This is a genomic window from Streptomyces sp. NPDC006476, assembly GCF_040612015.1.
Classification (GTDB): domain Bacteria; phylum Actinomycetota; class Actinomycetes; order Streptomycetales; family Streptomycetaceae; genus Streptomyces; species Streptomyces griseorubiginosus_B.
In genome coordinates this window covers 19,951-33,280 of the sequence record NZ_JBEXPK010000084.1, presented here as the reverse complement: position 1 = coordinate 33,280, position 13,330 = coordinate 19,951, and the positions used below count along the sequence as shown (strand labels likewise).

At 70.6% G+C, this 13,330-nt stretch carries 10 protein-coding genes; all 10 read left to right on the top strand.

Annotation, left to right across the window (positions count from 1 at the left end; genetic code table 11):
- Window positions 1-196: 196 nt before the first annotated feature.
- The 10 genes from ABZZ74_RS45340 to ABZZ74_RS45295 are packed head-to-tail and all read left to right on the top strand — an operon-like array spanning window position 197 to window position 13,083.
- The gene (locus ABZZ74_RS45340; RefSeq protein ID WP_356949986.1) at window positions 197-1,129 is read left to right on the top strand and encodes a conjugal transfer protein; all 933 of its coding nucleotides are present in this window, start codon (window positions 197-199) and stop codon (window positions 1,127-1,129) included.
- Window positions 1,126-1,467, top strand: a complete 342-nt coding sequence (locus ABZZ74_RS45335) for a hypothetical protein (RefSeq protein WP_356949985.1) — start codon at window positions 1,126-1,128, stop codon at window positions 1,465-1,467. The genes ABZZ74_RS45340 and ABZZ74_RS45335 overlap by 4 nt, the downstream gene beginning before the upstream one ends.
- Entirely contained in the window at window positions 1,464-2,045 is a 582-nt protein-coding gene (locus tag ABZZ74_RS45330) for a hypothetical protein (protein ID WP_356949984.1), read from the top strand. Before ABZZ74_RS45335 ends, ABZZ74_RS45330 begins: the two co-directional genes overlap by 4 nt.
- Window positions 2,042-4,726, top strand: a complete 2,685-nt coding sequence (locus tag ABZZ74_RS45325; protein ID WP_356949983.1) for an ATP-binding protein — start codon at window positions 2,042-2,044, stop codon at window positions 4,724-4,726. Before ABZZ74_RS45330 ends, ABZZ74_RS45325 begins: the two co-directional genes overlap by 4 nt.
- Window positions 4,726-5,085: a hypothetical protein gene (locus tag ABZZ74_RS45320; protein WP_356949982.1), complete on the top strand. Its 360-nt coding sequence runs from the start codon at window positions 4,726-4,728 to the stop codon at window positions 5,083-5,085. The genes ABZZ74_RS45325 and ABZZ74_RS45320 overlap by 1 nt, the downstream gene beginning before the upstream one ends.
- 1 nt (window position 5,086) lies before the next feature.
- Window positions 5,087-7,750, top strand: a complete 2,664-nt coding sequence (locus ABZZ74_RS45315; protein ID WP_356949981.1) for a hypothetical protein — start codon at window positions 5,087-5,089, stop codon at window positions 7,748-7,750.
- Window positions 7,747-8,898, top strand: coding sequence for a bifunctional lytic transglycosylase/C40 family peptidase (locus ABZZ74_RS45310; protein ID WP_356949980.1), 1,152 nt, complete (start codon window positions 7,747-7,749; stop codon window positions 8,896-8,898). Before ABZZ74_RS45315 ends, ABZZ74_RS45310 begins: the two co-directional genes overlap by 4 nt.
- On the top strand, window positions 8,895-9,539 hold the full coding sequence (locus ABZZ74_RS45305) for a hypothetical protein (RefSeq protein ID WP_356949979.1): 645 nt from the start codon (window positions 8,895-8,897) through the stop codon (window positions 9,537-9,539). The genes ABZZ74_RS45310 and ABZZ74_RS45305 overlap by 4 nt, the downstream gene beginning before the upstream one ends.
- Window positions 9,515-12,163, top strand: a complete 2,649-nt coding sequence (locus ABZZ74_RS45300) for an ATP/GTP-binding protein (RefSeq protein ID WP_356949978.1) — start codon at window positions 9,515-9,517, stop codon at window positions 12,161-12,163. Before ABZZ74_RS45305 ends, ABZZ74_RS45300 begins: the two co-directional genes overlap by 25 nt.
- A complete protein-coding gene (locus ABZZ74_RS45295; protein ID WP_356949977.1) occupies window positions 12,163-13,083 on the top strand; it encodes a replication-relaxation family protein in 921 nt (306 codons plus the stop codon). The genes ABZZ74_RS45300 and ABZZ74_RS45295 overlap by 1 nt, the downstream gene beginning before the upstream one ends.
- The last annotated feature ends 247 nt before the right edge of the window (window positions 13,084-13,330 follow it).

Below are 13,330 nucleotides of genomic sequence, written 5' to 3'. Positions count from 1 at the left end.
CCGAAGGAGATCACCGGCAGGAGCAGGTCGAGGGTGTAGAACACCGGGTTGAAGTGCGGGGCCTCCCCCACAGCCCAGACCATGAGTTTCGTGTCCTCATCGTGACCGTGGTCGGGGGTTCGTGGTCTGTGGTCGGGTCGGGGCTGCCGGGTCTTCTCAAGGGCAGCAACCTTCCCTGTGACCTTGGAGTTTGACCATGTCTCCTGGCAAGCGGGCCTCGCAGAGCGAGGCTGCCGCCCCGGTGGCGGCCGGTGTGGCGCTGGAGGCGATGCGGCGCCGCGTCCGCCTCTCGCGCCTGGCGGTCTGGGCAGTCATTGCGGCCGGCCCCGTTGCCCTGGCCGTCACCGTCGCGTCCACCCCGACCACGGTCGAGGCGGCTCCCTCGGACAAGCCCACCGCGGCGCGCACCGAGGTGGCTCCGGTCGACCCGGGCGGCTATGCGCAATTGTTCGTCAGCGCATGGCTGCGCAGTAGCGCGGACGAGGCGACGAGTGCGCAGGCGCGACTTGCGCAGTCGATGGCGCCGGGCGTGGAGTTGCCGCAACCGACCGCCGATGCGCCACCGGCGCCGCGGTCCGTGTCGGTGCTGCGCACTGCGCAGCGTGCCGGCGGTGCGTGGTCGGTGACGGTGGCTGCGCAGTACGCCGATGGGTCTATCCGCTACTACGTGGTGCCGGTGGTCGCCAACGGAACGGGCACCTCGTTCGCGGTGACTGGTGCGCCGGGCGTGGTGGCGGGTCCGGTTCGGGCCGCCGTACCGAAGTCGCGGTACGACGTGACTGTTGCGGAGGGTGATCTTCCCTCTGCCGTGGGGGAGTTCCTTGCCGTCTATCTGACTGGGGCCGGTGACGTTGATCGCTATCTCGCCCCCGGCGTAAAGCTGGCGCCGGTCTCCCCCGCCCCGTACTCTGCGATCTCCGTTCAGCAGGTGTCGGCCGTTGAGGAGACCGCGGCCGCGGCGCGGGTTCCCGCCGACGGCACGCAGGTTCATGTTCTGGCTCTGGTGGAGGCCCGGGATGCGGTCGGCCGGTGGCCGCTGGCCTACGAGCTCACGCTGACAGCCCGCTCGGGCCGGTGGGACATCGCGGCGCTGGACTCGGGGGCGGCTCAGGGCGGGGATGCCCGATGAACACCGTGCACAGCCTGATGCTGGCCGGGCAGCTGGACGATCTCGGCAACAGCTGGATCGACATGTTCAAGAACTGGGCGGCCAAAGGGCTGGAGGCCGGTCTGCTCGTTCTCGTCGTCCTCACCATGATCCAGAAGTTCTCACTGAAGGCGGGTATCGGCGCCCTGCTGCTGATGATCGCCGCGCTTGGGCTGTACCACTCGCGCGACAGCCTCGCGAGCATGTTCGAGGATGAGGTGAAGCATCCTTCCCAGGGCGCACCCGCGGTCCCCGGCGTCCACCCCGCCGAGCTCCCAGCCTCTCGTGACCACTCGCCGACCGCCGGGGGTGGGCTGTGACCGCGGCCGCGGCGCGGGTGGGCCGCTTCTACACCGCCGCCCGCCGCCATCCCTGGGTGCTGGGCAAGGTCGCCGACTGGAGGATCCCTCTCGGTCCCTACACCCCTGCCCAGATCGCACTCGCGGTCGGCGGCGGCTTCCTGCTGATCAAGACGATCGGCTGGTGGTCGTGGATGGGGCCCGTCCCCATCGTCGCGTGGATCCTGGCCATTTGGGTCGTGCGTCGGCCCAAGATCCGTGGCCGTGCGCCGATGCAGGCCGCTTTGGGCTGGGTGCTGCTCGGCTGTCAGCCGAGAGCAGGGCGGATCGGCGCTCGTGCCGCCCGCGACCGCGCTGCGCACCCGCTGCTCGGCGGCTTCACCATCGAGGACCCACGCCCGGCTGCCGATGCAGGCAAAGCCGCAGCGTCCCGCGCGGCAAGTCGGCATGCCTCTCAGGCGCCACTCTCGCGGCTGGCCACCAGCCGTTCGTCCGCCCACCGGTCCGTGGATCCAGTCGCTCCCGCAGTGCAGGTGGCGCCCGTGTCGGGTGTGCAGCAACTGCTCATGCGCGCCCAACAGAGCGGGAGTGCGCGATGAGAGTGCCGATCCGTCACATCGCCGGACACCTGGTGTGGTCCACGCAGGGCCACGTGTGGGCCCTCTACCGCCTGCACCCCGGTCCGGACGCTCACGGCCAGCGCGAGGAAACCGTCCAGGGCACCTACCTGCCGCCTGCCGTCCGCGAAGAACAGCTCGCCAAGATCACCCATCTGGTGCGCTCGCTGTCCGGGGCCCCGCGCCTGTTCGGGCTGTGTGCGCAGATCGACCCGGGTGAGATCGCCCTCAGGATGATCGAGGGCATCGAGCCGGCCGAGGAAGAACCCGGCGCAGGCAGACATCCCTGGGTGGAGAACGTCGAGGCCACCCTGGATCTGCTGGACGAGCAGGAGATGCACCGCCGCACTCTGTGGTTGGCCGTGCCCCTGCAGGGCGAGACTGCCGGCCTGCAGGGATCTGCTTCTCTCCGTGCCGCGTGGAGCGAGGTTGCGCCGATGCTGGGCATGCGGCCCGCGCCTGTGGCACGCCGGGAAGTGACCGCGTACCAAGAACAAGCCTCACGGGTGGAGGCCTCCCTTGGCGGCGGCATCACGTTCCGCCCCGCCCGCCCGGCGGAGATCGTGTGGATGATCCAGCACGCCCTGCACCGCGGCCTCGCCGAGCCGCTGCTGGCCGAGGCCGAGACCAGCGACATGTATGGCGGGCAGCTCCGCGACGGGGTGCTGCGCTCCCCCAGTTACGCCGACCTCGGTCAGGTGCGTCTGCAGGAAGGCGGCATCGACCCCGAGCTCGACGACGTCGACGAGCTCAAGAGCGCGGGCCGGATCACACGGTCGGGCCGCACCGCCTGGTGGCGGCTGAGCACCGGTTCGCCGCTGGGGCGGCGCTGGCTGCAGGTGGAGTCCGATCAAGGGGTGGGCTACCAGGCGCAGTTGGCGCTGGCCGAGTGCCCGCCCGCCGTCAGCCAGGATGCCGCGGACCTGTTCGCCCAGCTGGAGATGCTCGACTTTCCCGTCGACTACACCATCGATCTCACGCTGGTGCCCGCGGAGAAGGCCCGCGATCAGGTGCGGCGCAAGAAGAACGAACTGATCGACCAGGCTGACCAGTACGACGCCCGCCCCACCGGCATGCCCGCCTCCTTGACCGAGGCCGCCCGCGACCTGGGCGAGCTCGATGCCCGCCTGTCGCGCACGTCGGTCGAGGTGGAGGTGCAGTCCGTGACGGTGCTGACGGTCTGGGGGCCGACCGCCGCCGTCTGCGACGCCAGGGCGCGCGCCCTGGCCGCACTGCTCGGTGGAGCCGACTATCGCGCAGTGCGGCCGGCCGGCTTGCAGGAGGCCCTGTTCAGCCTGGGCCTGCCCGGCATGGTGCGGCCGGGTGTCGTACGGGAGTTCACCCAGCACCAGGTCTCTGAGGACTGGGCGCTTTCCGGGGCCTTCACCGCCGCGGAGGTCGGCGACCCGAACGGCATGTTCCTCGGCATCGACCTGGACTCGGGCACCACCCGCCCCGTGATGATCAACGTGGCGGACGCGCCCAAGGTCGACGCCTCCGCCTCCATGGGCATCGTCGGGGATCTCGGCGCGGGCAAGAGCGTGCTGCAGAAACTGATCGCGGAAGCGGTGTGGGCGCGCGGCGGCTGCGCCATCTGCATCGACCGCACCCCGGTCCGCGAGTGGGCCACCTTCGCCCGCACCGCCGCCCAGGGCCGCGTCCAGATCATCGACGCCGCCCAGGCCGAGGTGTCCATCGACCCGCTGCGCACGTTCGACGGGCCCGAGGGCCGCCACTACGCCCTGTCTTACCTGACCCTGCAGCTCGGCATCGGCCCGATGAGCACCAACGGCGAAGTCCTCCACCATGCCGTCGAACAGGCCGCCGCCAGTCCCGAACCGTCCATGCACCGCGTTCTTGAGGTCCTCGAGGAGATGGCCGCGCGCGAGGCGGGCAAGCGGCAGGACGCGGCCGCCACCCTCGCCGGCCTCATCCGCATCGTCGCCACCAACTCCCTGGCGGCGATGGTCTTCGACCCGACGCTGCCGCCGGTCAGGCTGGACGCCTCCAGTACCTCCGACATGATCGTGATCACCACCACCGGGCTGAAGCTGCCCCCGAAGACCGCGTTCGCCAACCCCGAGATCCTCCACCAGCAGCCGCTGGAGGCGCTGATCGGCCGGGCGGTCCTTTATCTGATTGCCGCGATCGCCCGGCAGACGGCGTTCGAGGACCCCGAGCGGTTCACGGCGGTGGTCCTGGACGAGCTGTATTGGCTGACCTCGTCCGCCGAGGGCACGGCCCTGGTCCACGAGATCCTCCACGACGGCCGCAAGCACGGCGCCGGCCTGCTGGCGGGCTCGCACGATGCCGAGGAACTTGGCCCCGACCGCGGCCTGATGGCCTACCGGGCCCTGGCCCGCACCGCAGACCGCGAACGGGCCCGCCGCGGCCTGGAGTTCGTCGGGCTGGACCCAGGTGATCCGGACCTTGTGCGGCTGGTGACCACCGGGTTGTCCCCAGTGGGCCAAAAGGGCCGGGAGGGCGAGTTCCTGCTCACCTGCCCGCGGCAGAACACCGGCCGCGTCAAGGTCTGCGTTCCCCGCATCCCGCGCATTGCCACGTCCATCACCACCACGCCAGGGCGCCGTCCCAGTGCTGCCCCACCGTCCGCACCCGGTGTCCGGCCGGATGACGACGCCTTCTCAAGGGAGTACGCGTGATGGCCGCCGCATCCTGGGACCGTTCCCGTCGCATCGCCGCGGCCGCGAGCGTCCTCGCCGTGATCGTCGCCTTGGTCTGCGCGGTCGTCCTCGTGCTGGGGGCGGGCGTGCCGGAGGCGTGGTGGCCGCACACCGGGCAGGCGTTCGCCGCCGGCACCCGCACCGTGCACCAGGATCCCTGCGCACTGATCGTGGGGCCGGCCAAGGGCTACTGCGAGCGCGGCGCCACGACCACGGCCACGGCGCGCGAAAAGCAGGACGTTGCCAGTGCAGCGTGGATGCTGTGGACCGCTGGGTCGGGTGTGGCTGCCCTGATGGTGTGGCGGCTGCGCGGCGCCCGTGGCCAAAGGCGGCGCTGACGTGTTCCGACCAGACCGCGCGAGGCTGCGTTCAGCCGGCTTCGTCGTCCTGCTCACCAGTGTGTTCCTCCTGGTCAACACCCAGGTCGTGTACGCGGCGGGCAACACCAGCGACACCGGAGACCTGCTGGCCCCGCTGAACATCTACTCGTCCGAGGGCGTGCCGATCGACGGCTACGACCTGAACGCCTCCGGTGGCTCCATCGTCGCCTTCAAAACGCAGGCCCTCGCGTTCGCTCTGTCCGGGCTGTTCACCCTGATCCGGCTGCTGGTCGGGCTGGCCGGGTGGGCGATCGAGGTTGCCTTCCGCTTTCCACTGCTCAAGCTCCTCACCCACCCGGCACAGAAAGCCGCCGACGCCTACGACCACGTGGTCGTCGACACGCTTGGGATCAAAGGGCTCTTGCTGGCCTGGGCGTTCGTCTTCGCCGGTTTCATGATCGTGCGCGGACGGGTCGGCCGCGGTCTGGGCGAAATCTTCCTCACCCTGCTCATCGGGGCGATCGCCGCCTCGGCTCTCATCCGCCCCGACACCCTGCTCGGCCCGGACGGTCCACTGGGGCAGTCCCAGCAGGTGGCCACCGAGGTCGCCCAGCGATCCGTCAACTCCTACGACTGGGGCGGCAAACTCGCCAGCAAGAGCCCCTGTGACGGCATGGCCGGCCACGCCGAGCTCACCTGCGAAGAGCAGGAAGGCGAAGGCCCGGTCTCCTCGACAGAGGTGGCCCGGCCCATCCAGGACGCGATCACCAACGCTTTGATCGTGAAGCCGTACATGCTGCTTCAGTACGGGCGGATCCTGGACCCGGCCAAGACTGCGGACCGCAAGGCCTACGCCGTCCATCTGAAGTGGGTCACCGGCGGATACCTGCCCAGCTCGACCGCGTCGGACAGGGCGAAGGATCCCTGTCACCTGATCCACGGGCCGGGCAGGAAGTACTGCGAGCGCGACGTCGACGCCAAGGCCGCCGGTGACGATCTCCCCTCGCTCACGCCCGGCGGCGAGCTCCTGGACGCCTCCCAGGCGATCGTCAGCGACGAGGACCAGGCGTTCGCCGCATTTCTCGCCGACATGAAGAAGGCCGGCCCGGTCGGCACGTCGTGCGCCGCCTACGCGGAGAAACCCACCTGGTGGCGGGTGGGTGGCGCCTTCCTGCTGCTGATCGCCGCGCTGTTCATCTGCGGCATGCTGCTGTCCAGCGCGATCGTCCTGCTCGGCATCCAGGGCATCTGTGCCGCGGCAGCGGCTGGCGGGGGCGTCACGTTCGTCGCGGCCATGCTGCCCGGCCCGCCACGGCAGGCGGTGTGGAAGTGGTTGTCGATCTGGGGCATCGCCCTGATCGCCACGGTCGGGATCTGCGCGTTCATCCCCTTCTTCGGCATCGCGATCGACGCCGTCCTCACCAACGGCCCCAACCTGATGGTCGAGCGGATCCTGCTCATCGATGTGCTTGCGATCGTCGGCGCGGCCGGACATCGCCGCCTGCTGGCGGGGATCGCCTCCTTCGGACGGCGCATGGCCCTACGGATGCGCTATGCCAAGGTCGGCGGCACCCACCTGCCGGGCGACACCTCCGAGCTCGGCGCCGCCCTCGCCCTGAACTCCCCCGCCGCACTGGGTGGATACGGCGCAAGTCTGCGCGCCTTCACGGGCGCAGGAGGCAGCAGGTTCGGGCTGCTCGGCACCCGGCAGCGGCTGATGAGCGCGCTTGCCTCCCTCGCCGACGGCGCAGGCCTGCCCGTCGACACCGGCCGAGTCCTCGCCGATGCCACCGCCGAGGCCGGCCGCGGGCTCGCACCGCTCACCGCCGCGGCAGCCGTGGGCGGCCTGGGCGCACGGCTGGGCGTCCAAGGTGCCTACGGCCTGCTGGTCGGACGCCGTCCGGACCAAGAGCAGCTGGCGAAGTGGCAAAAGCCCACCGCCGACGGCGACCCGGGGGCGGATAGGCCGCTGGAGAGCGGGGACGGTGGTCCTGGTGGCGCGGGGCCGCGACGGCCATCGGGCCCACCGGACCGGTACCGCAACGCGGAGGGCCAGATCGTCGACCGCGACACCGGCCAGGTGCTGCACGACCAGAACGCCGATCGCACCCTGCTGTCGACGCGGGCCCACAACCGGCTGGTCCGCTTCCGCGGCTATCGCATCCTCAACCGGAGCGGGCGGGCCGCGTACGGGGCAACCGTCGGCCTGCCGGCGAACGTCCGCCGGGCGCGGTTGGGGGGATCGCGCTACTCCCAGGACGCTCGCCAGCAAGTGCGGGTCTGGGGCAACACCGTCCGCGAGGACGGCCGCGCCTGGGCAGACACCGGCCAGCATGTGGCCCGCGTCCTGGGTCAGCACACCGACGACCAAGGTGGCGCTCTCTCGTTCGCTGGCCGCCGCCTGCCTGTCACTGCGTCCCCCGCCCCGCGGCCGGCCTCTGCCGCGCGTCCTGCCCGCAAGCGGCCTAACACTTCGCAGGGCAGCGCTGCGACAACTCCGCCGACGGCCCCACTCCCCCCTCGCGAAGGGCCTGATCCGCTGCCTCGGATGTCTGGCGCCAGTGGTCAGGAGGACTCCCCACGTGCTGGCAACCAGTCCCGGATACAGGAGGCGATGCGGAAGGCCGAAGCGTTGCGGGAGATGCGCGAGCGGTGGCGGCGCGAGGACGGAGCAGACGAGTGAGGCCACCGGGACGCCGCATCCAGCGGTGGGGATGCATCGTGGCGCTGCTGATGTTCGCCGCCGTGTGCTGTGCCGCACCGGTCGGCAACGCGATCAGCGCGTACGTCGCGCTGGAGGCGGGCGCCCAGGACGACGGGGGGATCGCCGAAGGGGGCAGCGCCGCAGACATCCCGCCACGGATGCTGACCGCCTACAAGAAGGCGGTTCAGCAGGTCGGCACGTACGTGCCCAAGTGCCGGGGTATGCGCTGGCCGATCCTCGCCGGGATCGCCAAGGTCGAGTCCAACCACGCCATCGGCCGGGACATCGCCGCAGGCGGCGACATCCGCCCGAAGATCTACGGGGTACTGCTCAATGGCTCCGGTGCGGGTGGCAACACCACCGCGGTGCCCGACACCGACGACGGCAGGTGGGACGGCACCGCCACTGGTGAGCGGGCCGTCGGCCCCTTCCAGTTCCTGCCCTCCACGTGGGAGTCGATCGGCGAGGACGGCAACGGGGACAAGATCGCCGACCCGCACAACGCCGACGACGCCGCGCTCGGGGCTGCGGTCTATCTGTGCGGCAGCGGACGTGACCTGACCCGGCAGTCGCAGCTGAGGGCAGCGATCTGGCAGTACAACCGCTCCGGCGCGTACGTGGCCGACGTGTTGGGGTGGATCGACCAGTACACGCAGGCCGCCAAGGATCCCAACCTCAAGAACGTTTCGGGCACGGTCCGCACCGTCATCACCGCGGCGCTCACCCAGCGCGGCGTGCCCTACTCGTGGGGCGGCGGCACCGCGAACGGCCCCTCCTACGGAATCTGCTGCTCGCCCGGCGGCAGGAGCGGCGCGACCGTCAAGGGATTCGACTGCTCCGGACTGACCCTGTACGCGTACGCGAGGGCCGGCATCAGCCTGCCGCGCACCGCGGCCGCGCAGGCCGGCATCGGCCTGCGCATCCCCGCCCGAGTCGGCGCCGGCGCCCTCAAGCCGGGCGACCTCGTCTTCTACGCCTACGCCCCCGGACGCGATTCCACCATCTACCACGTCGGCATCTACACCGGCGGCGGCCAGATGATCAACGCGGCCCGTCCGGGCACGGTCGTCCGCCTGGACGCGGTCACCGCGATGCCGGGCTATGCGGGGGGAGCGCGGCTGCTGTGACGACCGTCCCGCGCTCACCTCATCTACTGGTGCTGAGCACCGCCCTGCTCGCCGTCGCCGGGATCGCTCTGCTGGGCATGCCGCCCGGTCATCCGCCCTCGGCTCCGGCGCCGCCGCGGATCGCGCAGGCGACCACCAACCCGTCAACCACGCCGCCCACGCCCGGACGGAAGCCGGCGGTGACCCTGGCTGCACCCACGACGGTCGCGGCGGGAACACCGCCGGTCGTCACGTCTCATCTGCCGCCGCACGGCGAGGGGGTGGCCGGTGACCGGTCCATCCAGCGCTCCCTGGAGGCCGCCTGGCCCGCCGACCTTCCCGCCGCCGAGGAGCGGGAGTTGCTCACCGCCGGCCGTGCGCTGCTGCGCGCGGATGCCACCGGCATCGGCCGCGCGAAGTGGCCCACGGTCTTTCCCGACGGGAGCCAGGCGGTGGCACCGGCGTTCGCCACCGCCCGCTTCCGCATCCAGGCCGCGATCGCCCGCCGCGAAGGCAGCCCGGACAAGGCGGTGGTCCATCTGGTGTGGGCGGGCCTGGACCGCGGCGGCACCTTCACCGACTGCCGCATCACCGACTTTCACTTCACCCGGACAACGTCAACGAAGGGAACCGAGACGTGGACTCCGCAGTCCCCTACCTGATGGCCCGGGGCGATGGCACGGCTGCTGGTCAGATACTCGGCGTGGTCACCGGCCTCGCCGATGCCGTCGACTGGCTCTATGGCCACTGGTACCTGCTGGCCCTGGCCATCGCCGTGTGCTGGGGCGCCGGTGAGCAGGTGGTACGCCGCCTCGCGGCCAAGGCTTCCGCCGAGCGTATGGCTCTTGAGCTCGTGCCCGGCAGGCACTTCGACCCGAGCCTGGAGGAGATCTTCCGCCGCGGCGTCCAGCTCGCCCGCGCCTCCACCGCCATGCCCTGGTGGGCTCCGCGCCGGGCAAAGACCGTGCAGATACGACTGCGCGCGGACGGCAGCACACCGCTGCGCTACCGCATCGAGGGCCCGGCCGGTGCCCAACGGCTTTTGTCCATCACCCCCTTCGGGCCGGACGTCGCCGTCAGCCCGGCCCGGCCGATCGCCGACAAGCCCCGCGAGCATACGGTGCGAGCAGAGTTCATCCTGCGTGGCAAGCTCGTCGCGCCGCTGCGTGAGGTTCCGCTCGAACCCGACCCGTTGCAGCCCCTCGTCGACGCCGTCTCCGACCTGCGCGCCGAACTCGGCGACCTCGCCGAAATCCGCCTCGACATTCAGCGGGCCCCCAAGTGGGCGCTGCGGGCACGCCGTCTGCAGCTGATGGGCGCCGCGCGCCGCGCCGAGCGGCGCGAAGCCCAGCGCTCCGCCCGCTGGCTGCGGCAGGACGCCAGCGGAGTTGAAGACTCACTGACCTGGCAGCTGCAGCAGCTGCTCGGTTCGCGGTCCGGCGGGATCGGCTCCGGACGGCGGCTGGTCATGCCGCCGGTGCCCCGCCGGGTCGACCCCGCCGAGGCCCTGGGCAAGCTCGCCGACGACGACCACCTCGTGCGGGTGCAGCTGCTGGTGATGTGTGCCTCCAACATCGAGGGGCGCGCACAGGCCAGGCTCGCTCAGCTCCAGGCCGCATTCGATGTCTTCGGCGGCCAAGCACGGTGGGCCATGCGTGGCTGGCGGCTCGGGCCCTGGCGTATCGGCGCCGATCACTGGCCCACCCGCGGCGCCTTCGAGCGCCGCTGGCTGCTGGGGCACTGCCAGCCCCCCAGGGCCAACTGGGTGCGGCTGGATGAGCTCGTGGGCCTGCTCAAACCGCCCACCGTGCACTGCCGGGTGCCACTGCTGGCCGGCGACCTGCCGACCTTCGAATTCGGCGACCCGGCTCTGCTGCTGCAAGGCATCTACCGCACGCCCGACGGGCGGAGCCGTCTGGTGGCCACGCACGCCGCCGAAACCCTGTTCGAGGTCGGCGTGGGCAAGGCGGGTGGCGGGAAGACCGAACGCGCTCTGGCACAGGCGATCGGCTGGGCGCATGCCGGCGGCGGGCTGATGTTCCTCGATCCGCACGGTGACTCCTGGCCCCGCGCCGTGCCCTTCCTCGCTCACGACCATCTCATGGAGCGCATCGCGCTGGTCGACCTCAACGCCCACGGGCCCACCGCCCGGCTCAGCTCGTGGAACCCGATCGGCATGCATCAAGGGCAAGTGGCGCATGAGGTTGTGGAATCCACGGCGGATGCCTGCGCGGCTGCTCTCGGCTGGGACGATGCCACCGCGCCGCGCGCGCTCGCCATCCTCACCGCGGCCCTCACGGTCCTGGTCGCCGTCAATGAGGCTGCTTGCCGTGCAGGAAGACCCAAGGACCAGGCCACGATCTTCCAAGTGCGGGCGATGCTCACCGACGACTCCTTCCGCAACGCGGCGCTCGCGGCGGTGGAAAACAGGCTGGACGAGGAGACGCGCTCGTGGTGGGACACCACATTTCCTGCGCTGCCCGCAGACGCCTACGGCGTCGTTCTCAACCCGATCGCCCGGCTGGCCGCCAATCCAGTCACCCGCGCCTTCCTGGGACAGCCGGATGGGGTCTACAACATCCGTACCTCCATGGACGAACGCATGATCGTGTGGGTGTGCCCGGGCGGCAACGGGCCCACCGACCGGCTGCTGACCGCCCTGCTCGCCCGGGACCTGCTTAGGGCCGTGCGCTCCCGTCGCGACACCGCACCCGACAGACGAGTGCCGTTTCGCGCGTACTTCGACGAACTGATCACGCTGACCGGTGCCGCCCCGGAAACGATCGCGTCGATGTTCGAGGACTTCCGCAAGTACAAGTGCCAGGTCCACGGCATGACCCAGTTGCTCTCCCGTCTTCCCGGCCCCGTACGCCAGTCCCTGCTGCAAAACGCCTCAACGCTCGCGTCCACGGCAGGATCCCGGTCGGCGATCGCACCCATCACCGCTGAGTGGGGAGACACCCCTGGCCCCGATGTCGTCGCCACCCTCAAGCGTTTCGATCACTACATGTCCCTGACCGTTGACGGCCGCCGGATCGGACCCGCCCAGATCACGGGCCCCCACCTCGACGACGTCTTCGCCGGCATAGCCCGCCCCCACCAGGCCGCGTCCCTCGAGCGCACCGCTCGCGCAACAGCCCAGACGGCGCCGCTGGCGCAGCTCACCGCACAGGCCACCGCCCAACACGGCCGAGTGGAAGCCTTCCTCACCGAACTCGCCCCCGCCAAAGCGAATTCCGGCGTCAAACCGCCGGTGTCCTTGCAGAAGAAGAAGGAGTACTCCTGATGTCCGCGAAGACGCTCCAACCCACCTCCTCCGGGCTGGCTCCGAGTCCGTCAGAGCCACTGCACCACCAGATACTGGCGGCCCTCGCCCAGCACCGCATCGCCACCACCAGCCAACTCCTGCTGCTCCTGCGGCCGCAGGCGACCCGCTTCGTACTCTCCGGCCCGCTGAAAATGCTGCGTTCGCGCGGTCTGGCCGACTACGTCGTGCTGCCCCAGTCCAACCGCACCCGAGCCTGGTTCCTCTCCCCCGACGGGGCCCGCCTCACCCGGGACTGGCCCGCCCTGCGCGGCAGGCCGCCCTACCCCATCACGTCAGCCACCGCCGCCTCCTTGCGCACCCCGCACACCCTGACGGTGCTGCGCACCCACCTGGCCTTCGCCGCCGACGCCCGCCGCCGCAACGACGAGCACGGCCCGTGGGACTGGACGCCGGAGGTCTCCCACGCCATCGGCGACGGCGAACGCGTGATCGCCGACGCGGTCCTGCACTACACCGCCCTCGAAGGCACCGAACGCCGCAAGCTGCGGGCCTTCGTCGAAGTCGATCGCGCCACCATGAGCAGCGAACGCCTCGCCGTGAAGCTGATCGACTACGCGCGCCTTTGGTCCTACCAGCCGCAGCTCATCGGCCGACGACGACCTCGCCCCAATGCAGTGGTCTCCGGCCCGACCTGGTTGCGCTGGTACCCCGTCTTCCCGCGCATCCTGTTCGTCCTGACCGCGGCCTCCCGGCAGTCCCTCTACGGCCGCACCAACGACCTGAAGGCCATGGTCGCCCAGCACCCCCTCGTGGCTGCCATGGCCCGGCAGGTACCACTTGGCGCCGCAATCCTGGAGGACCTCGAAGAGGAGGGTCCTGCCGGGCGCGTATGGTCGCCGCTGGTCGGTGGCGAGCCTCGTCCGTGGATGGACCTGTGACGCATCAACCTCACCCAAGTCCCTTTGAAGAGTTGCTCTCTGTGAAAACCGGACGCTTACCCCTATTGGGTTGCCGAACAAAGCAAACGCAAGGGACCGCATGCGGACGGACAGTTCCGGGAGTGACCGGATACGTCCCAGGTTGTAGGGACGAACTGAAATATCTCAGTGGGAAGTTGACCGGCATATGCATAACCTCCGATCAGGCAAACGGATTACCCGCAACTGGACCAGACCGCAGTTCTGG

Excerpts from the sequence above, each read along its gene's own strand:
- ABZZ74_RS45335 (WP_356949985.1), top strand. The coding sequence starts at position 1,126 with ATGAACACCGTGCACAGCCTGATGCTGGCCGGGCAGCTGGACGATCTC.
- ABZZ74_RS45320 (WP_356949982.1), top strand. The coding sequence starts at position 4,726 with ATGGCCGCCGCATCCTGGGACCGTTCCCGTCGCATCGCCGCGGCCGCG.
- ABZZ74_RS45340 (WP_356949986.1), top strand. The coding sequence starts at position 197 with ATGTCTCCTGGCAAGCGGGCCTCGCAGAGCGAGGCTGCCGCCCCGGTG.
- ABZZ74_RS45295 (WP_356949977.1), top strand. The coding sequence starts at position 12,163 with ATGTCCGCGAAGACGCTCCAACCCACCTCCTCCGGGCTGGCTCCGAGT.
- ABZZ74_RS45325 (WP_356949983.1), top strand. The coding sequence starts at position 2,042 with ATGAGAGTGCCGATCCGTCACATCGCCGGACACCTGGTGTGGTCCACG.